This window comes from Achromobacter sp. 01N37, assembly GCF_056399725.1.
The window spans coordinates 1-21,598 of the sequence record NZ_JBFTRX010000001.1 but is presented as its reverse complement, the minus strand read 5'-3'; the positions used below and the strand labels follow the sequence as shown (position 1 = coordinate 21,598).

General features: G+C 63.7%; 19 protein-coding genes and 1 pseudogene. 10 read left to right on the top strand and 10 right to left on the bottom strand.

Annotated features, from left to right (window positions below):
* The first annotated feature begins 75 nt into the window (after positions 1-75).
* The 8 genes from AC1DSJ_RS00100 to AC1DSJ_RS00065 all read left to right on the top strand — a co-directional run bounded on the left by AC1DSJ_RS00100 (position 76) and on the right by AC1DSJ_RS00065 (position 10,040).
* Positions 76-1,821, top strand: coding sequence for an ABC-F family ATP-binding cassette domain-containing protein (locus AC1DSJ_RS00100; RefSeq protein ID WP_441370739.1), 1,746 nt, complete (start codon positions 76-78; stop codon positions 1,819-1,821).
* Between the two features lie 45 nt (positions 1,822-1,866).
* Positions 1,867-2,379 carry a winged helix DNA-binding protein gene (locus AC1DSJ_RS00095; RefSeq protein WP_054424809.1) on the top strand — a complete coding sequence of 171 codons (513 nt, stop codon included), beginning with the start codon at positions 1,867-1,869 and terminating at the stop codon, positions 2,377-2,379.
* 9 nt (positions 2,380-2,388) lie between these two features.
* Positions 2,389-4,242, top strand: a complete 1,854-nt coding sequence (locus AC1DSJ_RS00090) for an ABC transporter ATP-binding protein (RefSeq protein ID WP_441370738.1) — start codon at positions 2,389-2,391, stop codon at positions 4,240-4,242.
* A 52-nt stretch (positions 4,243-4,294) separates the two neighbouring features.
* Complete coding sequence (locus tag AC1DSJ_RS00085; RefSeq protein WP_054424803.1) at positions 4,295-5,827, top strand: ABC transporter substrate-binding protein; 1,533 nt, start codon at positions 4,295-4,297, stop codon at positions 5,825-5,827.
* A gap of 143 nt (positions 5,828-5,970) precedes the next feature.
* Entirely contained in the window at positions 5,971-6,894 is a 924-nt protein-coding gene (locus AC1DSJ_RS00080; RefSeq protein WP_054424801.1) for an ABC transporter permease, read from the top strand.
* A gap of 5 nt (positions 6,895-6,899) precedes the next feature.
* The gene (locus tag AC1DSJ_RS00075; protein WP_342067792.1) at positions 6,900-7,769 is read left to right on the top strand and encodes an ABC transporter permease; all 870 of its coding nucleotides are present in this window, start codon (positions 6,900-6,902) and stop codon (positions 7,767-7,769) included.
* A 79-nt stretch (positions 7,770-7,848) separates the two neighbouring features.
* On the top strand, positions 7,849-9,588 hold the full coding sequence (locus AC1DSJ_RS00070) for a M14 family metallopeptidase (protein WP_054424796.1): 1,740 nt from the start codon (positions 7,849-7,851) through the stop codon (positions 9,586-9,588).
* A gap of 14 nt (positions 9,589-9,602) precedes the next feature.
* Positions 9,603-10,040: an acetyltransferase gene (locus tag AC1DSJ_RS00065; RefSeq protein ID WP_054424794.1), complete on the top strand. Its 438-nt coding sequence runs from the start codon at positions 9,603-9,605 to the stop codon at positions 10,038-10,040.
* 104 nt (positions 10,041-10,144) lie between these two features.
* Here AC1DSJ_RS00065 and AC1DSJ_RS00060 read toward each other — a convergent pair whose 3' ends face one another.
* From AC1DSJ_RS00060 to AC1DSJ_RS00035, 6 genes are all read right to left on the bottom strand, one after another.
* Positions 10,145-10,336 carry an oxidoreductase-like domain-containing protein gene (locus tag AC1DSJ_RS00060; RefSeq protein ID WP_082387136.1) on the bottom strand — a complete coding sequence of 64 codons (192 nt, stop codon included), beginning with the start codon at positions 10,334-10,336 and terminating at the stop codon, positions 10,145-10,147.
* A gap of 9 nt (positions 10,337-10,345) precedes the next feature.
* Positions 10,346-10,969 (bottom strand): GNAT family N-acetyltransferase, encoded by a 624-nt coding sequence (locus AC1DSJ_RS00055; protein WP_441370737.1) that lies wholly within the window; start codon positions 10,967-10,969, stop codon positions 10,346-10,348.
* Between the two features lie 91 nt (positions 10,970-11,060).
* A complete protein-coding gene (locus AC1DSJ_RS00050) occupies positions 11,061-12,608 on the bottom strand; it encodes a lytic murein transglycosylase (protein ID WP_441370736.1) in 1,548 nt (515 codons plus the stop codon).
* Between the two features lie 232 nt (positions 12,609-12,840).
* Positions 12,841-14,226, bottom strand: coding sequence for an MATE family efflux transporter (locus tag AC1DSJ_RS00045; protein ID WP_441370735.1), 1,386 nt, complete (start codon positions 14,224-14,226; stop codon positions 12,841-12,843).
* A 9-nt stretch (positions 14,227-14,235) separates the two neighbouring features.
* Positions 14,236-14,598 (bottom strand): SEL1-like repeat protein, encoded by a 363-nt coding sequence (locus AC1DSJ_RS00040; protein ID WP_441370734.1) that lies wholly within the window; start codon positions 14,596-14,598, stop codon positions 14,236-14,238.
* Positions 14,599-14,750: 152 nt separating this feature from the next.
* A complete protein-coding gene (locus AC1DSJ_RS00035; RefSeq protein ID WP_441370733.1) occupies positions 14,751-15,464 on the bottom strand; it encodes a hypothetical protein in 714 nt (237 codons plus the stop codon).
* A gap of 156 nt (positions 15,465-15,620) precedes the next feature.
* Between AC1DSJ_RS00035 and AC1DSJ_RS00030 the strand changes: the two genes are divergently transcribed.
* Together AC1DSJ_RS00030 and AC1DSJ_RS00025 are read left to right on the top strand one after the other, a co-directional pair.
* Positions 15,621-16,556 (top strand): LysR family transcriptional regulator, encoded by a 936-nt coding sequence (locus AC1DSJ_RS00030; RefSeq protein WP_441370732.1) that lies wholly within the window; start codon positions 15,621-15,623, stop codon positions 16,554-16,556.
* A gap of 42 nt (positions 16,557-16,598) precedes the next feature.
* Positions 16,599-17,549: an adenosine deaminase gene (locus AC1DSJ_RS00025; protein WP_054424776.1), complete on the top strand. Its 951-nt coding sequence runs from the start codon at positions 16,599-16,601 to the stop codon at positions 17,547-17,549.
* A gap of 163 nt (positions 17,550-17,712) precedes the next feature.
* Here the strand turns inward: AC1DSJ_RS00025 and AC1DSJ_RS00020 are convergent, their stop codons facing one another.
* The 4 genes and pseudogenes from AC1DSJ_RS00020 to AC1DSJ_RS00005 form a co-directional block, all read right to left on the bottom strand.
* Positions 17,713-18,429 (bottom strand): DUF6708 domain-containing protein, encoded by a 717-nt coding sequence (locus AC1DSJ_RS00020; RefSeq protein WP_441370731.1) that lies wholly within the window; start codon positions 18,427-18,429, stop codon positions 17,713-17,715.
* 154 nt (positions 18,430-18,583) lie between these two features.
* Complete coding sequence (locus AC1DSJ_RS00015; RefSeq protein ID WP_441370730.1) at positions 18,584-19,159, bottom strand: DUF6708 domain-containing protein; 576 nt, start codon at positions 19,157-19,159, stop codon at positions 18,584-18,586.
* A 340-nt stretch (positions 19,160-19,499) separates the two neighbouring features.
* Positions 19,500-20,087 (bottom strand): DUF6708 domain-containing protein, encoded by a 588-nt coding sequence (locus AC1DSJ_RS00010; protein WP_441370729.1) that lies wholly within the window; start codon positions 20,085-20,087, stop codon positions 19,500-19,502.
* A gap of 233 nt (positions 20,088-20,320) precedes the next feature.
* Positions 20,321-21,598: pseudogene (locus AC1DSJ_RS00005) on the bottom strand (hypothetical protein); the annotation flags it as partial.

The following is a 21,598-nucleotide window of genomic DNA, read 5'->3' as shown; positions in this document are numbered from 1 at the left end:
ATTCTTTAAGCCCTCCCCCCTGTCGCCCTTTGCCGCATTGCGCGCAAAGCGTCTTGCCGACCCGGAGAGCTATCCATGGCCCAGTCTTCTTACGCACCCACCCCGCCGAACGCGGCGCATTCCACGCCGTCTTCCGCACGTTCCACGCCGTCTTCCGCGCCTTCCTTCATCAGCTTGCGGCACGTCAGCTTCGCGCTGCCCGATGGCCGCGTCTTGCTGGATGACGTCAGCCATGACTTCGCGCCCACGCGGCATGGCTTGATCGGCCACAACGGCGCGGGCAAGTCCGTGCTGTTACGCGTGCTGCAAGGGGGCTTGCCCGCGCAATCGGGCAGCGTCGTGCGCCACGGGCAAATCGCCTATCTTCCCCAAATTCAAATGCCGGCCCCAGACGCCACGATGGCCGACGTAGCGGGCATCGGCACGATTCTGCGTGCGCTGTCGCGCATTGAAGCCGGCAGCACCCACAGCGCGGATTTCGATCTGGCCGAAGGCCATTGGCTGATCCGCCAAGACTGGGCGCGGATGCTGACCGACGCGGGTCTGCCCGGCTGGGCGCCGGAACACCCTGCCCACGCAGCCAGCGGCGGCGAGCTGACCCGGGTGGCGCTGGCGGGCGCACTCTTGCAACACGCGGACGGGCTGCTGTTGGACGAACCCACCAATCATCTGGACGCCCGCGCGCGCGATTGGCTGATGGAGAAAATCCACGCATGGCGCGGCGGCTTGATCGTCGTCAGCCATGACCGCCGCCTGCTGGACGCCATGTCCGCCATTGTCGAACTGGACCGCGGCGCGCTGTCCGGGCATGCCGGTAACTACCGTGTCTGGCGTGTGCAGCGCGACATGCAGCAGTCTGCCGCCGAGGCCGCGCTGGCGCATGCCCGCAACGAACGCGCGGCGGGGCGGCGCGCACTACGGGCCCAGCACGACGCGCAACAGCAGCGCAGCGCCCGCAATGCGCGAAACGCCCGCGATACCAATCAGGCGGCCATCCTGCTTGGCATGAAGAAAGCCAGCGCCGAAGGCCATGCGGGCCGTGACCGGCTGCGGCGCCAGGAAACCGCCGCCGCGCTGGACGACGCAGTCACGCAAGCCGCCAAGCGCGTCGCCGCCACCCCGGGCGTTGCGCTGGCGCTGCCCGACACGGCCGTGCCTCGCGGACGGCGGGTCTTGCACCTGGAAGACGCCACGCCGCCCTATCCGCTGCACGCGCAGCCCTTGACGCTAAGCCTGAGCGGCCCGTTCCGGCTCGCCATCTTTGGTCCGAACGGCTGCGGCAAGAGCACGCTGCTGTCGATGCTGGCGGGGGACCTGAAACCCCTGCGCGGCACGTGCGACGTGCGCGTGTCGACCGCCCTGCTGGACCAGCGAGCCTCCGGCTTGCCCGCCACACAGTCGTTATTGCAAACGCTGAACGTATTGCATGCGCCGCTGCCAGAAGGCGAACTGCGCAGCCGGCTGGCCTTGCTGGGGCTGGGCCCGGCGCTCGTTGATGCGCCTGCCGCCACGCTAAGCGGTGGCGAACGCATCAAGGCCGCCTTGGCCTGCGCGCTATGGAGACAACACCCCGCCCAGTTGCTGCTGCTGGACGAACCCACGAACCATTTGGACCTGGCCGCCACGCAGGCCTTGGAGGAAGCGCTGGCGGAATATCCCGGCGCGCTGATCGTGGTGTCGCATGACACTCAGTTCCTGGCGGCGCTGGCGCCCACGCACCAATTGCGATGGGAGCAGGACGGCAAATGGACGCTGTTCGAAGACGATCCTATATTTCCTGGGGTTATCCCGAATGCCGCCATACCAACAAATCGTCAATAATTCGCCAACATTTTGTCATCGATCCGTCCCTGGTCCGTCTTGCCCATGTCTGTTTCCCTTCGGGACGCCATAGTTTCCTCAGCCCATCTGGCCACCTCCGCCCCGCAGTTGTCCGAGGTGGAGTTCGGCTTGATCATCGCGTCCCACGCCTTCAATCGCTGGATGGTGCGTTGCATGGCGTGCGCCGGTTTGCCCGATCTGACCTCGCTGGACATCCTGGTGCTGAACCACGTGTTCCATCGCGGGCGCGGCAAGAAGCTGGCCGACATCTGCTTCACGCTGAATGTTGAAGACACCCACCTGGTGAACTATTCGCTGAAGAAACTGGAGCGGCTGGGCGTGGTGCAAAGCGCCAAGACGGGCAAGGAAGTCATCTACACCACCACCGATGCCGGCGCCGCCGCCATTCAGCGTTACGCCGAAGTGCGCGAGCAATGCCTCGTCAAATCGTTCATCGACTCGCCCGCGGCGGACGACGCCAGCCACCAGTTGGCCAACACCCTGCGCGCGCTCTCGGGCCTGTACGACCAGGCAGCCCGCGCCGCCACCTCGCTGTGAGAATCCACGTTGTCTAGCACCACCCCCGCCTCCTCCGCCCCGCTGCTGTCCGTGCGCGGCGTCTCGGTTGATTTCAATACCGACAACGGTGTGTTCCGCGCCGTCGACAACCTGGATTTCGATGTCCGGCCGGGCAAAACGCTGGCCATCGTCGGCGAGTCCGGTTCGGGCAAATCCGTGACGTCCATGGCGATCATGCGGCTGACGGATTACTCCAGCGGCCGCATCTCCACGGGCCAGATCCTGTTTCGCGGCGACGACGGCCGTGAAACCGATCTGACCAAAGCCAGCGACGAGCAGATGCGCGCCATCCGCGGCAACGACATCGCGATGATCTTCCAGGAGCCGATGACGTCGCTGAACCCGGTGTTCACGATCGGTGACCAGATCATCGAAGCCATCATGCTGCACCAGCAGCTGTCGCGTTCCGCCGCGCGCGAATCGGCGCGCAAGCTGCTCGACAAGGTGCGCCTGCCCGACGCCGAACAACTGCTGGACCGCTACCCGCACCAACTGTCCGGCGGCATGCGCCAGCGCGTGATGATTGCGATGGCGCTGTCGTGCCAGCCGCGCCTGCTGATTGCCGACGAACCCACCACCGCGCTGGACGTCACCATCCAGGCGCAGATTCTGAACACCATCCGCGAATTGCAGCGCGACCTGGGCACCGCCGTCATCTTCATCACGCACGACATGGGCGTGGTGGCCGAGATGGCCGACGATGTGGTCGTGATGCTGCGCGGCAAGAAGGTCGAGCAAGGCACCGTTGATGAGATCTTCAACGCGCCCAAGCATCCGTACACGCGCGCGCTGCTGGCCGCCGTGCCGCGTCTGGGCAGCCTGACCGGCCGCGACCTGCCGCTGCGCACGCCGCAAACCGTGCTGGACGGCGACACGCTGCGCGAAGTGGGCGAAACCCGCGAGCAAGACACCGCGCGCTACGACGAACCGGTGCTGCGCGTAGACAAGCTGACCACCCGCTTTGACGTGGGCCACAACCTGTTTGGCCGCGTCACGCACCGCGTGCACGCCGTGGAAGAAGTCAGCTTTGACGTCTACCCCGGCGAAACGCTGGCGCTGGTGGGCGAATCGGGCAGCGGCAAGTCCACCATCGGCAAGACCTTGCAGCAGCTCGTCGCGCCGACCTCAGGCGCCGTGCGCTACAACGGCCAGGATATTTTCTCGATGGACGCCGCAGGCCGCCAGCGCCTGCGCCAGGAAATCCAGTACATCTTCCAGGACCCGTACGCGTCGCTCGACCCGCGCAAGACGGTGGCCTTCAGCATTGCCGAACCCATCCGCACGCACGGGCTGTTAAGTGGCGAAGACGCCATCGCCCGCCGCGTGGGCGAACTGCTGGAGCAAGTGGGCTTGAAGCCCGAGCACGCCAAGCGTTACCCGCATGAATTCTCGGGTGGCCAACGCCAGCGCGTGTGCATCGCGCGCGCGCTTGCCAGCAACCCCAAGCTGATCATTGCCGACGAATCCGTGTCGGCGCTGGACGTGTCCATTCAGGCGCAAATTCTGAACCTGCTGATGGATCTGCAAAAAGACCGCGGCCTGTCGTACCTGTTCATCACGCACGACATGGCGGTGGTGGAGAAAGTCAGCCATCGCGTGGCGGTGCTGTACCTGGGCCAGATCGTGGAGCTGGGCACGCGCCGGCAGATCTTCGAATCGCCGCAGCATGCCTATACCCGCAAGCTGCTGGCCGCCGTGCCGGTGGCCGAACCCGGCCGCCATATTGATACGTCGCTGATCGAAGGCGAAATCCCCAGCCCGGTGCGCCGCGTGGGCGACGAGCCGGCCATCATTCCCTTGATCGAATTCGCGCCCGGCCATCAAGTGGCCCGCGCGGCTTGAAGACAACCCTCTTTTCCTCGGTGTGATCCGAGTTCCCGTCCCTGGAGCGAACATGCAATTCCTACGCACCACCTTCACCGCCACCGCCCTGACCCTGGCGCTGGGCGGCGCGCTGCCCGCCGTCTTCTCGACCGCGCATGCCGCTGGCACGCTCAGCGTGGCCATCAACCAGGACCCGGGCAGCTGGGACCCCATCGACACCTTCGTGACTTTCTGGGGTTCCGTGGGCGGCAACCTGTATGACGGCCTGACGATGCGCGGCGCCGACCTGAAGCTGCAACCGGGCCTGGCCACCAGCTGGGAATACCTGGACGAGAACAAGCGCCTGCGCTTCAAGCTGCGCGAAGGCGTCAAGTTCCACAATGGCGAACCCTTCAACGCGGAAGCGGTGAAGTTCACGTTCGAACGCCTGCTGGGCGCCGAAGGCGCCAAGGGCCCGCAAAAGTCCAACTACGACTCCATCGGCGAGATCAAGGTCGTGGACGAATACACCGTGGACTTCATCCTGAAGCAGCCCGACCCGGTTCTGTTGACCAAGCTGGCCGGCTACGGCGCCATGATCGTGCCGCCGAAGTACATCAAGGAAAAGGGCGAAGACTTCTTCAACACGAACCCGGTCGGCACCGGCCCGTTCAAGTTTGAAAGCTACCAGCCCAAGGTCAACGTAACGCTGGCCCGCAACGACGAGTACTGGGGCGGCAAGCCCAAGCTGGACAAGGTGGTCTACCGCTTCATCAGCGAACCCGGCACGCAAGTCGCCGAGCTGCAAGCCGGCCGCATCGACGTGGCCACGCTGATCCCGCTGGGCCTGATCGACACCGTGAAGAAGTCCGGCAACGCCGACGTCATCTCGACCGGCGGCCCCGTCGCTTTCGCGCTGCGCTACAAGACCACGGGCGGCATCACGCAGAACCGTGACGTGCGCCGCGCACTGATCATGGCCGTTGACCGCGAAGCCATCGTCAAGCAGCTGCTGCTGGGCCAGGCCAAAGTCATCGCCAGCTTCCAGGGCCCGCAATCGTTCGGCTACAACCCCGAGCAAAAGCCCCTGCCCTTCAACCCCGCCGAAGCCAAGAAGCTGCTGGCCTCGGCCGGCGTGAAGCCGGGCGCCACCGTGCAGATCGACGTGCGCGGCAGCGATTCCAACTTCCGTGAAGTCGCCCAAGCCGTGTCGGGCTACCTGCAAGCCGTGGGCGTGCGCGCCACCATCAAGCCGTATGAAACCGGCGTGCTGCTGAACGACATCATCCCGGGTGGCAAGACGGGCGAGATGTGGCAGAACCAATGGGGCGGCTGGACGTATGACTACGACAACACCGCGTACCTGATGTATCACACGGGCCAGAAGTGGAACCCGTATGACAACGACGCCAAGCTCAACGGCATGCTGGAAGCGCAACGCACCGTCTATGACGTGAAGAAGCGCGAAGCCATGCTGCAGGAAATCGCCGCGTACGTCGCCGACCAGGCGCTGGAACTGCCGCTGTACAGCCTGAACACGATCGTGGGCGTGAACAAGCGCGTGAAGAATCTGGAAGTTCCGGGCGACATCCGCTTCCGTTTCCTTGAAACCAGCGTGGAGTAAATCCCCCCGAAGCGCTACCGCGCTTCCCCCTCAAGGGGGCATGCCTGCGGACCGGCAAAGCCGGCTCCGCGGCATCCCGCTAGCGGGGCACTTGCAGCATTAACATTACTGATCCGCCCGGGTGCAAACCGGGGCGGCGCCTCATGACCGGATTTCTCATTAAACGCGTGTTGCAGGCCGTCTTCGTGATTGTCGCCGTGACACTGCTTGTCTCTTATGCCGTACGCCTGACCGGCGACCCCGCGCTGATGCTCAGCCAGGGTTCGGGCAGCGTCACCGAACAAGACCTGGCCAACATCCGCCAGGCGCTGGGCCTGAACCGCCCGTTCCACGAGCAATACCTGTCGTACATGCAGGGCCTGTTGCACGGCGATTTCGGCCGCAGCTTCATGGGCGGCACGTCTGTCGCCAAGCTGATCGGCGACGCCCTGCCCGCCACGCTGATGCTGGCCTTCACGTCGCTGATCGTGTCCATCCTGATCTCGCTGCCGCTGGGCATCCAGGCGGCCATCAAGCGCGGCAAGTCCACCGACCAGGCCATCCGCATCCTGTCGCTGGTGGGGCTGTCGTTCCCCAACTTCTGGCTGGCGCTGATGCTGGTGCTGCTGTTGTCGATCACGTTCCCGCTGCTGCCGCCTTCAGGCTGGAGCGGCCCGGCCAGCCTGGTGCTGCCGTCCCTGACGATGGCCATCATTCTTAGCGCCACCAACATCCGTCTGGTGCGCACGACCATGCTGGAAACGCTGTCGGCGCAATACATCATGGTGGCGCGCAGCAAGGGTCTGAAGGAACGCGTGGTGCTGTACAAGCATGCGCTGCGCAATTGCGCGATTCCGCTCATCACGTATCTGGGCCTGCAATTTGGCGGCCTGATCGGCGGCATCGTCGTGATTGAAATGGTCTTCAACTGGCCCGGCCTGGGCACGCTGGCGTTTGACGCCATTTCCGGCCGCGACTACCCGGTTCTGCAAGGCACGGTCACCGTGCTGGCAACCGTCATCGTCCTGGTCAACCTGATCGTCGACATCGCCTACGGCATCGTCGACCCCCGTATCCGCACGCGGTAAGCCTTATGCAGACAACCACTCCTACCGCCGCCGCCCCCAAGCCCGTCAAGCCGCGCAGCCGCTACCGTTCACTGGAATTCGTGCTGGGCGCGGTGCTGACCGGCATCATGATCCTGCTCGTGCTGACCTCGGGGTGGATTTTCCCCGATGGCGGCGAATCCATGGACCTGGCGGCCCGCCTGATGGCGCCGTTTACGTCGTCCGCCCATCCCTTTGGCACCGACCCGCTGGGCCGCGACGTGCTGGCCCGCGTGATCGTGGGCGGCAAGATCTCGCTGATGGTGGGCTTTGCGTCCGTGATTGGCGGCGCGCTGCTGGGCATCGTCATGGGCCTTATTGCCGGCTACTACCGCGGCTTCTGGGACATGATCGTCATGCGCTTTGCCGACGTGCAACTGGCGCTGCCGTTCATCCTGGTGGCCATCACGTTCATCGCCATCCTGGGCGGCGGACTGTTCAACGTGATCTTCTTCATGATCGTGTCGCAGTGGGTGCAGTATGCGCGTCTGGTCCGCGCCCAAGTGCTGGCGCTGCGTGAACGCGAGTTCGTGCTGGCTGCCCGCGCCTTTGGCGTGCGCGATCTCGCCATGATCCGCCACCACATCGTGCCCAACCTGCTGGGCCCGCTGGTGATTCTGATGACGCTGAACGTGGCCAACAACATCCTGCTGGAAAGCAGCCTGACATTCCTGGGCCTGGGCGTGGACCCGATGATTCCCAGCTGGGGCGGCATGCTGGCCGATGGCCGCACGTATATGCAGACGGCATGGTGGGTCAGCGTCTTCCCGGGTCTGGCGATCATGCTGACCGTGCTGGGCCTGAATCTGCTGGGTGACTGGTTGCGAGACCGTCTGGACCCGACCGGAAAGGTGTAAAAGATCAGATGCCCCGCAAGGGGCATTTGTCTGTGCATCGGATACATCGGATACGCAAGAACTCGAAGGAACATGAAGCATGTCTTTGCTTGAAAAAACATTCGACCGCACGCTGGACGCCTGGACGCACGCCTACATGGCGCCGGCGTGGCGCGGCGCGGTGGTGGAAGGCTGGCTGTTTGAAGGGGTGGAAGCCCGCCGCGCGGCAGAAGCCCGGCTGGCTCAGGCGGGTGTCACCGCGCGTTTTCGCAGCGCGTACAAACCGCTGGTGCACTTCTTTCTGGAAGAAGCCGACCGCGACGGGCTCGTGTCCGCCCTGGTGCGCTACCCGCTGCACGAACACGCGCAGGCCAAGCGCTTCACGCTGGAAGCCTACCCGCTGGTGGCGCTGATGGAAGGCGTGCGCGTCACGATGCAAGCCGGCGCGTCCGACCTGCACTACGACGTCACGCTGACCTACGCCGACGGCCGCCGCGTCGACACGCGCGTCTTCGCCCCCAACGCCGTGGGCCACGCGCAGGACGGCAAGCCCGAACTGTCGCCCACCGGCTGGCTGCGGGTGCGCGACGCCGACGGCGCCATCCAGACCGACGCCGCCCAGACCACTGAGTACCAGCAGGTATTCCGCAGCATCGTCGACACGGTGCGCAACCACCCCTGGGGCGCGCACGAGCCCTATTTCGACCGCCTGGAAATTCGCGTCGACCTGCCCGGCATGGACTTCGCCTTGCCGGTGGACGAAGAAATCGTCAGCACGTTTGAAGCGCTGCACGAAGATATCTATTTTTCGTTGCTGGAACACTTCCAGCAGCATTCCGGCCGCCCGTCCGGTGACCGTGGCTTGCAGCCCGGCCAGATCATTCCCGACATCCGCCGCCACGATGGTGCGGCACGCGTGCAGATGTCGCTGGAGCCGTTCGATGCCGTTGCGTCCGTGACGCCGGTGCTGCCGGATGCGCCGCTCTCGGCGCGCCGCGAACCCCTGTCGGCCGCGCAGATCGCCGGCTGTATGGCGGCGTTTGGCGGAGACGACTTCCAGGCCGTGTCGCGCCAGGGCCGCCCCGTGCTGGGCACCTATGTGCGCGGCCCGGGCCCGGCCGTCTTCATTTCGGGTGCGCAACACGCCAACGAGACGTCCGGTGTGGTCGGCGCGTTGCGCGCGGCGCAAGCGCTGGCGGCAAGCGGCAATGCGCACTTCGCGCTGATCGCCGCCGAAAACCCCGACGGCTACGCGCTGTTCAACCGGCTGCGCGAACACCATCCGCGCCACATGCTGCACGCCTCGCGCTACAGCGCGCTGGGCGACGATATCGCATACCGCGAACACGCCCCGTACTTTGAACGCGATGGCCGCCATCAGGCGCAGGCGATCAGCGGCGCGCAGTTGCACATCAACCTGCACGGCTACCCCGCGCATGAATGGACGCGTCCGCTGTCGGGCTACCTGCCCCGCAATTTCGAACTGTGGACGGTGCCGAAGGGCTTCTTCCTGGTGCTGCGCCATCACCCGGGCTGGGGCGAACGCGCGCGCCGCCTGATCGAAGGCGTCACCGCGCGGCTGGCCCGTAACGTGCCGGGGCTGGTGGAGTTCAACGCACGCCAGCTGGAACTGTTTCATGCGCACGCGCTGGAAAGCGGTTTCGACGTGATGAACGGCATCCCGGTGCAGATCACGGAGAGCGATCGCGAAGAGCTGCCGCTGGCGCTGATTTCGGAATTTCCAGATGAAACGGTCTACGGCGACCGCTTCGTTTTCGCGCATACTGTGCAAATGGAAACCGTCCTGGCGGCTACCGAGCTGTACCGTTCAGGGCTGTAAGCATCAACAAGAAAATGAATATCCGAGAACGCAATCACGGCGACGATCTGGCCCTGGCGGACATCTGGCTCCGCTCGGTGCGCGCCACGCATTCTTTCCTGACGGAAAAAGAAATCCAGGCCATGTACCCGCAGGTGCTCAACACTTACCTGCCGTCAGTGCGCGTGTGGGTCTGTGAGGACGATACCGGCGAAGTCGCCGGCTTCATGGGCCTGACGGGCAACAAGGTCGAAATGCTGTTCGTGGACGCAAACAAGCGCGGCAAAGGCGCAGGCCGCCGACTGCTGAACTTCGCGCGTTCGCTGCACGGCACCTTACAGGTGGACGTGAATGAACAAAACCCGCAGGCGCATGGGTTTTACAAGCACTACGGGTTCGTGGACGTGGGCCGGTCCGCCCACGACGACGCGGGGCGGCCGTTCCCGATCATTCATATGACGCTGGCGGGGTAGTCGCTGCGTTTGGCGATTAAGCGGTTTGGCGGTTAGGCGACTAAGCGACTAAGCGATTAAGCGGTTTGGCGATTAAGCAGTTTGGCGGTCTGGCGGTTATGCGCTTACCCGCCTGACGAGCCGGTCACTTCGTGCCGGCTCCGCCAGGCTTTCAGCGCCTGGCGATAATTTTCCATTGCCTCGTCATACATGTCGTAAACACAAGGAATGCAGCCGCTGTTGCAGCATTCTTCGGGTGCGGGACGTTCAGGGGGAACGGGCTGCGGGTCGTCATCGGGAAGGGTCGTCGTACTCATGCCCGAATGTTAACGCTGCTGCGCAAGCAATTCATCGCCCGCCTGCCCCTGAAGTTGCCGCCATTCGGCGCGGCGGATTTCGTAGCGGACTTTGACGCTGTCCTCGTCGGCCGCACTTCCGCCTGCCGCACTTCCGCCTGCCGCACTTCCCCCAGCCGCGCTTTCACCTACATAGCGCAGCCCGGTCTTCTCCATCACGCGGCGCGAAGCCGTGTTGGACCGAATTGCCACTGCCGACAACACATCCACCGGCAGCAGTTTGAACCCCAGCGCAATCAGCGCCGCCGAGATCTCGCCGGCATAGCCCTGGCCCCAGCAATCAGGCTGAAACGCGTACGCCAGCTCAATTGCCCCCTGCTCGTCGGACACGGTGTACTTCAGGCCAGCACGGCCGGCCATCGCACCCGTGCGCCGGTCGTCCAGCACATACATGCCGTAGCCGTACTCCACCCAATGCGAGACGTTTTGCGCCACATACAGCCGGCTGGCTGCGGCATCACGCGTGCCGCCCATCGTCGCCATCAGGTCGGCGTCGGCGTGCATTTTCGTGATGAAAGGCAGATGCCCCTGCCGCATGCGCTGGGCACGCAACCGGGGTGTCAGGAAAATGTCAGGAAAGACAGCGTGCGGCATGACGAATGAGACATAGAGGGAAACACTCCATCATAGCGGCGCCAGGCCGCGCGCGGCATCCGCCTTTCTGGCAGATACCGCGCGTGTGCTCTTACTTGGACGGACGCGCGCGCAACGCGTCAGGCTTGTCGGCCTTCAGGGCATCCAGGATGCGCTTGCCGACGCGGCCATCTTGCGGCAGGTTGCGGCGTTCCTGTTCGGCGCGCACGGCGTCGCGGGTCTTGGCGCCGGGAATGCCGTCCGCCTCGCCCACGTCGTAGCCACGGCCGTACAGCTCTTCCTGCAACTGCTTGATCTCGGCGCGGGACAGGCCGGGGTCGTCAGTTGGCCACGCCGCGATGATGCCCGGGCGGCCCTGCAAGCGGTTCAGCAGCAGCGACACGGCCAGGCCGTAGCGGCGCGACTGGTTGTAATGCAGGATGGCGTCGAAGTTCACCGTCGCCAGAAACACTGGGCCCTTGGAACCGGTGGGTGCGAACAGATAGGCCTGTTCATCGTTGCCTGACGGCAACTTCAACACCGAACCATCGCCCTGCTTCAGGCCCGCCTGCGCCCATTGCGCGATGGTGCGGCGGTCTTGCGAGCCCACGTATTCCGCGTCGGGTTCGGGCGGAATCGCAGCGGCCAGTTCGGCCGGCACGCGCACTTCCACCACTGCCGGCAAGCCATGCGTCCACTTGGCGCGGCGCTTGCGCAGGTGGTTGGCCGTGGACGCCAGGGCGTCGGGCAAGGAGTTGTAGAGATCGATACGGCCATCGCCATCACCATCGGCGGCCAATTCATAGAAGGACGTCGGGATGAACTGCGTCATTCCGAACGCGCCGCTCCACGAACCCACGAAGCTATCGGCGGGCACGGTGCCGTCGCGCAGCAGGCGGACGGACGCGTAGGCGTTCTTTTCCCACAGCGTCTTGTTCTCGGTGCAGGCGCGCGTCAGCCAGGCGTTCAAGACATCGGTCTTGCCAATCTGCCGGCCGTAGTTGGTTTCGATGCCGAAGATGGCCACGAGCGTGGCGGGGTCGACTTGATACTGCTGACCGATCGCATCCAGCTGCGGCCCCACCTTCTTCATCACCGCGCGGCCATCGTTGACCCGTTCGTCATCGACGGTCTTGGCGATGTAGTCCCACCAGCTTTCGCGCCCTTCGGGCTGACCCTTGGCGGACGCGACTGTCGTAGGCAGCAGCTTGGCGCGGGCGGTGTACTTGTCCCAATCCGCCACGGTCAACCCGTTGGCGGTCGCGCCCTTGCGCAGCTTGTCGATGCAAGCCTTGGTATCGAGCTCGGTCGGGATGATGACGGTAGGCGCGGCGGGCGAAGCAGTGGCGGCGGGGGCTGCGGGTGCTGCGGCAGCCGGTGCTGCGGCAGCCGGCGTCGCCGTTGCGGCGGGAGCCTCAGCCGGAGCGCTTGCGGGGGCCGACGCCGGCGTGGCTGCCGATTCTTGCGCTTTGACGACATCGTCGAAGCTGCGCTTGGGCGTCAATGCGGGCTGCGCCGGTGCGGGTGTCTGCACCCGCGAACCCGTCGCGGACGACGGCGATTGCGCGTGTGCGGCGCTGGCACCTGCCGCCATCAGGGCGGCGGCCAACAGCACGCGGGACAGGGGTTCGATTCGAAAGCCTGAAGAACGCTGACGCATGGTATTCCTGAAAAATCGAAGTCAGCCCGGATCGTACCGCGACCAGCCGCCGAAATCGAACCGTGGGGCGGCCATCCGTGGGGCGGCCATCCGCGGGCGGCCATCGGCGGGCGGCCATCCGTGGCGGAGCCATCCTCGGGGCGGCCATCTGAGAGGCCGTCCACCATGAAACCGTCCAACGCTGAATAGCCCGCTGTGGGATTGCCCGCCACGGGACCACCGCGCCGCCCTATCAGACGGTTTGCCGCCCGCCCAGCACAACCGGCGGCGCGCGCAGCACGCGCAGGCAGTAGACCATCGCGATCACGCTGAACAGCGCGAAGCCGAGTGTCTGGCCCAGCATCACGCCTTCGGGGCCGCCGTAATGCGCGCCCAGCCAGACAAACGGCAAGGTTCCCACCGTGGAGCGCAGCCAGCCGATCACAGTGGAATACGTGGCGTATCCCAGGTTGTTGAAGACAGCAATCGACACGAAGAACAGGCTATTCACCGCCCACGCAAAACTGCCGTAACGGCAGAAGAAGAGGATCAGGTCGCGCCCCGGCCCGGTGACCTGAAACCAGTCGGGCACCCAAGGCGCCAGCACTGCCAGCACGGCGGCTGCGGCAAAACCGTAGAGCAATGCCCAACGCGTCGTGATGCTGACAGTCTGTTTCACGCGGTCCCATTGGCCCGCACCCAGGTTCTGCCCAAGAATGGGGCCAATCGCGCCGGGCAGCACGAAGAACAACGAATACGCCAGTTGCAGCACGCGGTCGACCACCGTGGCGCCCGCCATCACGCTTGGCCCGAAGCTGGCATAGGTCGACACCGTGAAGATGACCGCCGCCGGTGTCGCCAAGGTGGTCAGCGCAGCAGGCAGTGCAATCTTGCCGATGGCCGCCAAGTCGGCCCGGAGCGCGCGCCGAGCCGGCCAGACCACCAGACGATGCTTGCCAAACACCAGCCAGGCGCCCAGCGCCACGGTTGCCAACCGCCCTACGCCACTGGCCCAGGCGATCCCCACCATGCCGCCATCCAGCACAAAGATGACGATCGGGTCCAGCACCGCCACCGTCGCCGTACCCGCCAGCAGCACCCACATGGATTGACGCCCGCGCCCTGACGCACGCAACAGGTTCGACAGCATCATGCCCACGCCCATCACCATCGCGAATGGCGTGGTGATCAGGACGTAGGACAGCAGGTGTTCGCGCACATCCTGCGCCAGCCCGATGGCGGCGGTGAACGGCCCGATCGCCGCCAGAAAGATCGCCCCGGCCGCGAGCGCCGCCCCCGTCATCAACACCAGCGACGCGCCGGCCAGCGTGCGCGCCCGCGTCAAGTCCCCCGCGCCCAAGGCCCGCGAGACCAGCGCAGCGCCGCCCACCGTCACGCCAATACATATCGACGTAATCGTGAACTGCGTCATCGACCCGAACCCCACCGCGCCCAGCACCGCTTCGTCCTTCAAGGTGCCCAGATACAGCAGCGACAGAAACTCCACCGCAAACACGGCGAGCATGCTGGCCCAGCCGGTCATGATCATTTCAAAGACGTGCGGCCCCAGCGGCCCCGACACAAAGCGCGCGCGCGGGTCGGCGGTGGCGGCCTGGGCGGACGGGGCAGGTAAGGTCAACGCCGTGACCTATCGGGCCGAGGGCTGCGCACGCAGCGCCTGCAAGCGGGCGATCGCGCCTTCGTCGCCCTGCGCGGCAGCGGCCTCATACCAGCGCATCGCTTCCTTGATGTCGACCGGCTCCAGCATCATGCCCTGCATGAACTGCGCGGCCGGGTTGCCTCGCTGTGCGTCGGCCAGCAACGCCCGCTGGGCCAGCGCGTCCTGTCGCGGCGACTCCCCATAGATCTGCATATCGCCTTCGATCTGGTCACCGACCAGGGAACGCAGGGACGGCGGCGTATGCGCAAATTGATCACGCCAGAAGAGTGCGACCAGCACGATGAAAACCAGCAGAGACAACAACGAAAGGATCAGATTTTTACGAGTCATTGAAGCAATGGGGTAATGAGGGAATTACGTAATGGGGCAATCGCGTGATGGGGAAATTGCGTAATGGGGTAATGGCCAAATGGACCAATAGCCCAATATCGTCAGAGCGTGACGCGCCGCAGACGCCGCATAAAAATGCCGGAACCGCCGCGTCAGGGCGCGATCCGTGCAAACCAATACTGGAACACGCTGCCATCGTTGGAATACCAGGGCAGCATACCGATGCTGTCGGATTCCCGCTGCACGGTCACCAGCAGGCCGCCTGCGTCCGGACGGAATATTGCCACGTGCCGCATCACGCCCATGGACTCGTACTGGCGCCAGTCGTTGCGCACGCTGACCCACAAGCGGCCTTGCGTGCAACCGGTATGGCGCCGGACGCCGTCGGGCCGATTGGCGTTGGCATCGCCAGACAAGGCGGCGGGGTCCTGCGCGCCGTTCAGCATCGGCAATAGTGCGGTCGAACGCGCGCCCTGCCCGTCCTGCGCCAATACGCGCCATCCGCCATCCACGCCGGACAAGGCCACGGTGGCCTCGGGTGTCGAGCGCCATTCAGGCAGAAGCGTATCGCGCATGCCCGGCAGATCCAGCGTATATAAAAAGAAGTTGCGCAGGTCGTTCAGGGCGGTGGTCTCGCGGTCGCCCGAACGGAATTCGCCTTGCGCCCGGTACGTGCCCGCAAGGTCCGGGCATTGCGCCGGGTCCGACGGCAACACCACCGGTGTTCCGCTCTTGAACGACGGCCATTTGACAGACACCTCGTCCACGCGCGACACGCCGCAAGCACTTAAGGCCGTCACTAACACGCCCGCCCCGGCCAACCGCAGCGCACGCCGCGGCCACTTGCTGGATATCGTTGAATTCATGGCTGACTGTCTCCCTTTCCGGCCCCCGCGTTATCCCTTGGTTCGCATGGCGACACCCACGGTTTGCCCGGCGACGAACTATATCTGAATCCCGCCCCGCCGTTGCCAAGCGTCCGGCGGGAGAGAATAATCGGCACATCCTCACCGATCCGCGCCATGACACCGTTCCGAGGCAAACTCCGCATCCGGCACCTGGAAATCGTGCTGACCGTTTCCGAGCTGGGCAATTTGTCCAAGGCGGCGGCGCAACTGCACAGCACGCAATCAGGGCTGTCGCGCGCCATCGCGGAAATTGAAGAACTGGTCGGCGCGCGCCTGTTCGAACGCACCGCCAAAGGCACCACCTGTACGCCGCTAGGCGAGGCCATGTGCCGGCACGCCCGCCTGCTGCTGACCGACTTCCGCAAGGCCGAGATCGATCTGGCCGCGGTATCGCGCGGCGACGAAGGCAGCCTGACCGTGGGATGCTTTTCGATGTTCGCCGGCTGGCCCGTGGCCGAAGCCGCCCGCGCGTTCCGCCAAGCCTACCCCCGCATCACCCTCACCATCGAGATCGGCACGCACGAAAGGCTCATCGAAGACCTGGACGCGGGCGGCGTGGACGTACTGATCAGCCGGTTCTCATCCACCGTCAACCCGCAGATCTATCGATCAACCACCTTGCTGGAAGATTCGGTGGTGCTGGGCTGCGCCACCCACCATCCGCTGGCGGGCGTGCCCGACACCTCCCTGGCCGACTACATCGCCTACCCCTGGATCACCGCACTGCCGGGAAGCCGCATCCGCGGCGAGCTGGAAATGTCACTGCGCCAGGCCGGCCTGCGAATTCCGGATATGATCGGCGCCCTGTCTCTGGAATTTGGCCGCGAAATGCTGCTGGACGGGCAAACCTTGTGGATGCTGCCGGGCAGCGTCGCCGCCGTTCTGCAAGCGCGCGGAGAACTGTTCATGCTGCCGGCCCGCCCCGCCCTCCGGAAATCGCCGCTAGCCGCCATTTGGCGCCGCGACCGTCCCAGCACCCGCCAAGCACGCGCCTTTGCGGCGCAAATGCAGCTTGCCATCCAGGCAGATCACATCGCCCTGGCCGCCTGAGCGGCCAAAGCACTTGCTTTACCTCTTTTGATCGGAGCACCCATGTACGACTGGCTCAACGCACTGCCCAAGGCGGAACTGCACCTGCACCTGGAAGGCTCGCTGGAACCCGAGCTCTTGTTCCAGCTGGCGCAACGTAACGGCGTGGCGCTGCCGTGGCCAGACATCGACGCCCTGCGCGGCGCGTACAACTACGGCAACCTTCAGGAATTCCTGGACCTCTATTACCGGGGTGCGGACGTGCTGCGCACCGAACAGGATTTCTACGACCTGACCTGGGCATATCTGCTGAAGTGCCACGAGCAGAACGTCGTGCACACCGAACCCTTCTTCGATCCCCAGACGCACACCGACCGCGGCGTACCCTTCGCCGTGGTGTTGAACGGCATCAGCCAGGCGCTGAAAGACGGCCGCGAGAAACTCGGCGTGACAAGCGGCCTGATCCTGAGCTTCCTGCGCCACCTGCCAGAAGAACAGGCCATGCGCACGCTGGAAGAAGCCCTGCCCTTTCGCGACGCCTTCATCGCCGTCGGCCTGGACAGCAGCGAAAAAGGCTTCCCCCCGCGCCTGTTCCAACGCGTGTTCGACCGCGCCCGCGCCGAAGGTCTTCCCGCCGTGGCCCACGCGGGCGAGGAAGGCCCGCCCGAATACATCTGGGAAGCACTGGACTTGCTGAAGGTGCTGCGCATCGACCACGGCGTACGCGCCGCCGAAGACCCGAACCTGATCGCGCGCCTGATCGACGAACAAATCCCCCTGACCGTCTGCCCGCTATCCAACACCCGTTTGCGCGTGTTCGAACACATGCGCGACCACAACATTCTGTCGTTGCTGGACGCCGGCGTGAAAGTCACCGTCAACTCCGACGACCCCGCGTACTTCGGCGGCTACGTCAACGAGAACTTCCACGCGCTGTATGAACACCTGGGCATGTCGAAAGCACAGGCGCAGGCGTTGGCGGACAACAGCCTGAATGCGCGGATTGTGAAGTAAGGGGCGGGGCGACAGGCGGATGGCGAAGGGCGCGGGGCCAGCGGCGCGCGGCTAACGGCACACGACGCACCGCACATCGCACATCGCACATGGCACATGGCACGTGGCACGTGGCACATGGCACGTCCACGCAGCTTGCCGCGTCCCTGGACGATGCAGGAATTCACGGCGCGCTGCGCGATTCCTTATCCATCGCTTCTGGCCACTCCACCCGAGGCGCCCAGCGCAACGCCAGGTTGTACGCCGGCACATCGTTCGCATCGCGCGATTCGATGTCGCAAGGCGACAAAGCTTGCGGGCCTTGTTGCATGTAGGTGCAGACGTAGGCCCAGAGGTTGTCAAGATCGTGGTTGTAGGTGCTGAGGTGGAAGCGTTCGATGACGTCATTGGTGTTGGGTTTGACGATGGCGATCGAGACGCCCCACTTGATCATCAAACCGCCGCCAGAGGTAGCGCCCCATTGCTCCCAGACTTCGGCGCGCACGTCGTCCCAGGGGTAGCTGGCGGTGGTGACATACCAGCGGGTGAAGGGATTCCACCAGACCATGTGGAAGCCGTAGATGCGGCGACGGGCGCGGTTGAAGCGGATGGGGAGGTCGCGGGGCTGGGTGACTTCAATTCGATAGAGAAGCACACTCAGCCACGCGAAAAGCGCCGTCGTGAACAGGGCCATGAACACCAGACAAAGGGCAGTAGAGGTGAACCCTTCGTCGCCTCCTGCCAGCAGCCCGAAGACGATCTCGGGTGCTCCGAAAATTGCCGTGTAAGCCGTATACGGAATAGCAAAAATAAGAAGACCACGTATGCTCGAAGATCGTCGAGACAACTCCATGTATATGTCATCGACATGATTGGCCGCATCCTCGCGCAGGCTCGGCATGACCTCTGGTGGGTCATCAGGCCCCGACAAATCGCGTCGCCACCCCGCACAGGGCGGATTGAGTTTTGATCTGGTCATTGCGATTCTTTCGTCATGTCGATGCGGGCGCAGCTGTTAACGCCGTCATCGGCAGGCGCAATAGTGGCTGCTCTCATCACCATCCTTGCCCCCCGCCCTCCAACGCTCGTGAATCTCCGCTAGATCGCGACTCCAAATCCATCGCTTCAGGCCACTCCACCCGAGGCGCCCAGCGCAACGCCAGGTTGTACGCCGGCACGTCATTCGCGTCCCGCGGTTCGATTTCGCAAGGCGGCAAGGCTTGCGGGCCTTGCTGCATATAGGTGCAGACGTAAGCCCAGAGGTTGTCCAGATCGTGGTTGTAGGTGCTGAGGTGGAAGCGTTCGATGACGTCATTGGTGTTGGGTTTGACGATGGCGATGGATACGCCCCACTTGATCATCAAGCCGCCGCCAGAGGTAGCGCCCCATTGTTCCCAGACTTCTGCGCGCACGTCGTCCCAGGGGTAGCTGGCGGTGGTGACGTACCAGCGGGTGAAGGGGTTCCACCAGACCATGTGGAAGCCGTAGACGTAGATGCGGCGGCGGCCGCGGTTGAAGCGGATGGGGAGGTCGCGGGGTGGGGAGACGTCTGTACGGTATAGAAATGCGGCCAGGTATAAATAACCGGCACCACAAAATGCAAGGACCACCACCTCCTCAAGAACGCCCATAGCGCCGCCGTAGAAATACCAGTCAAATTGAAGAAAGATAACTATCTGCCAGACCAAAAAAAAGACGCTCAGCGGCACAAATAGAATCAAAATTCCGCGAGTTGTAGACGAACGGCGGGATAGTTCCATGTATATGTCATCGACATGATTGGGCGCGTCCTCCCGCAGCGTTGCTGCAGTGTCCGGTGGTTCATTCGGCCCTGGCAAATCGCGTTGCCAGCCAGCGCAGCGCGGATTGAGCTTCGACCGAACCATTACGCTTCCTTCGTCATGCTGATGCGAGCGTAGCCACTAAGGCCATCCCTGTCAGGCAGAATAGAGATTGTTCTCATCACCATCCTTAGCCCCTGCCCTCCAACACTCCCGAATCTCCGCTAGATCGCGACTCCAAATCCATCTCTTCCGGCCACTCCACCCGAGGCGCCCACCGCAACGCCAGGTTGTACGCCGGCACATCGTTCGCATCGCGCGGTTCGATGTCGCACGGCGGCAAGGCTTGCGGGCCTTGCTGCATGTAGGTGCAGACGTAGGCCCAGAGGTTGTCCAGGTCGTGGTTGTAGGTGCTGAGGTGAAATCGTTCGATGACGTCGTTGGTGTGGGGTTTGACGATGGCAATCGATACGCCCCACTTGATCATCAAACCGCCGCCAGAGGTGGCGCCCCATTGTTCCCAGACTTCTGCGCGGACATCGTCCCAGGGGTAGCTGGCGGTGGTGACGTACCAGCGAGTGAAGGGGTTCCACCAGACCATGTGGAAGCCGTAGACGTAGATGCGGCGGCGGGCGCGGTTGAAGCGGATGGGGAGGTCGCGTGGGGGGGAGACGTCCAGACGGTACATATGAAAAGAAAACCAAGTCAGAAATACTGCCGAAATGAAAACCGTGCCTACGGAAGAAGTCGAGTCTGCGCCTAGGTAATCTCCCGACACTTCGGCCTTCACCTCTATGAACACCATCCCCAATAGATAAAAAACAGCAAATGGGATAAAGAAAATAATGAGTCCGCGAATACTCGACGAACGCCTTGATAGTTCCAAGTAATACTCATCGACATAGTTAGGAGCGTCAACCCGCAAAGAGGGCGTGGATTCAATGGTGCAGTTAGGACCCGGCAGATCCCGTTTCCATCCCGCGCAAGGCGGCTTAAGTTTTGCCTCTCGCATTACGCATCCTCAGAAATGCATAGACGTGCGTAACCCGCCGCATCGTCTCTGTCTGGCCAGTAGGAAATTTCCAGCGTGGCGACCTTGATGGCGTGCATGGGTTCAAGCCAATACCTGCGACTGAGAACAGGGCTTTCATTGCTGGGCAGAATCATGCTTTGTGGATCCGTGCTTTGAGCCTCACCCAACCTCAGTGCCGCGCGCGCGCTGTTGTGATGCACAGAGTCCAGCACGGAAGAAGTGATGACTGGCGTACGCCGCCCCCCTTTTGCTACCCCAAAGCGCTCAACGGAAAGCGATAACTCAAAGCAAGATCGAACTGAATCAAAACCAGGTAGGAAAATTCGATAGCCAAGCTCGTTCCCTGATTCGAACCCCCCCGTCTCTTTAATCACATGGATGTCCGTCGTCATTAGCGCATCGACATCCATAGGCCGCTTCGCACTGTGGAATCCTAGCGAGGCATCCATACCCAGCACAGCCGCATTCAGGGCAGATATAGCAGAGTCCATTTGCTCGGGAGCGGCCCAACGCCTATCCAATATGTTGATTCCAAAGTAGCAACGCCTAGCCCAATTTTCCATCGCATCTGACTCATGGCGTTTCGCTAGCGATGTCGTGAAGAACGCAGCCAACGCCAAAACTATCCCTATTCCTAAAGGCCCGAAAAGTGCACCTGAAGTGGCGGCTCCGTATGCTCCGAAGCCTGCGCCTCCAATAGCAAGCGCTCCGCCAAAAATGTATGCATTTTTGGCCTTCGCATCGCCTGCCTCTTTCGCTCTGATCACCGCCGCAAAACTCCCCACCCCATCCGCCACCCCTCCCAACGCCGCTATCACTCCCCCCGCCTTGATCAGCGTCTTCCCCATCCCAATCGCCCTGGCCACGGCCCCACCTTCTACCGCCGCCACCCGTCGCATGAACGGCTGTACGCTCTCCGCGCCAATTCTTAACGTCAACCCACCCGCCTCCACACCCGCACCCAGCAACCCCACCCCCGCCCCATACAACGCGGCCATCGCTTCAGGGTGCCTTGCCCCAACCGTCTCCCGCGCTGCCTCCAGGCTGGTTCGCACGCTGTCATGCAGGAAATACAAGCTGACCAGCGATAGCGCGCCATAACCCGATCCGACCGACAATCGCTTCAGACTCGTCAGCCCATTCTTGGCGAACTCCTGCGCGTGCGCCGCGCTTAGTTCCAGGCCTTTCAGCAATTGCGCAGCCGGGGCTTCCAGGTTCTTCATACCGGCCGAGATCTTTCGCATTGCGCCGTTTGA

Coding starts and splice junctions, on each gene's coding strand:
- AC1DSJ_RS00035 (WP_441370733.1), bottom strand. CDS start 15,464: ATGAATTCAACGATATCCAGCAAGTGGCCGCGGCGTGCGCTGCGGTTG.
- AC1DSJ_RS00095 (WP_054424809.1), top strand. CDS start 1,867: ATGTCTGTTTCCCTTCGGGACGCCATAGTTTCCTCAGCCCATCTGGCC.
- AC1DSJ_RS00080 (WP_054424801.1), top strand. CDS start 5,971: ATGACCGGATTTCTCATTAAACGCGTGTTGCAGGCCGTCTTCGTGATT.
- AC1DSJ_RS00025 (WP_054424776.1), top strand. CDS start 16,599: ATGTACGACTGGCTCAACGCACTGCCCAAGGCGGAACTGCACCTGCAC.
- AC1DSJ_RS00070 (WP_054424796.1), top strand. CDS start 7,849: ATGTCTTTGCTTGAAAAAACATTCGACCGCACGCTGGACGCCTGGACG.
- AC1DSJ_RS00065 (WP_054424794.1), top strand. CDS start 9,603: ATGAATATCCGAGAACGCAATCACGGCGACGATCTGGCCCTGGCGGAC.
- AC1DSJ_RS00055 (WP_441370737.1), bottom strand. CDS start 10,969: ATGCCGCACGCTGTCTTTCCTGACATTTTCCTGACACCCCGGTTGCGT.
- AC1DSJ_RS00085 (WP_054424803.1), top strand. CDS start 4,295: ATGCAATTCCTACGCACCACCTTCACCGCCACCGCCCTGACCCTGGCG.
- AC1DSJ_RS00030 (WP_441370732.1), top strand. CDS start 15,621: ATGACACCGTTCCGAGGCAAACTCCGCATCCGGCACCTGGAAATCGTG.
- AC1DSJ_RS00075 (WP_342067792.1), top strand. CDS start 6,900: ATGCAGACAACCACTCCTACCGCCGCCGCCCCCAAGCCCGTCAAGCCG.
- AC1DSJ_RS00100 (WP_441370739.1), top strand. CDS start 76: ATGGCCCAGTCTTCTTACGCACCCACCCCGCCGAACGCGGCGCATTCC.
- AC1DSJ_RS00015 (WP_441370730.1), bottom strand. CDS start 19,159: ATGGGCGTTCTTGAGGAGGTGGTGGTCCTTGCATTTTGTGGTGCCGGT.
- AC1DSJ_RS00050 (WP_441370736.1), bottom strand. CDS start 12,608: ATGCGTCAGCGTTCTTCAGGCTTTCGAATCGAACCCCTGTCCCGCGTG.
- AC1DSJ_RS00040 (WP_441370734.1), bottom strand. CDS start 14,598: ATGACTCGTAAAAATCTGATCCTTTCGTTGTTGTCTCTGCTGGTTTTC.
- AC1DSJ_RS00060 (WP_082387136.1), bottom strand. CDS start 10,336: ATGAGTACGACGACCCTTCCCGATGACGACCCGCAGCCCGTTCCCCCT.
- AC1DSJ_RS00020 (WP_441370731.1), bottom strand. CDS start 18,429: ATGCCGAGCCTGCGCGAGGATGCGGCCAATCATGTCGATGACATATAC.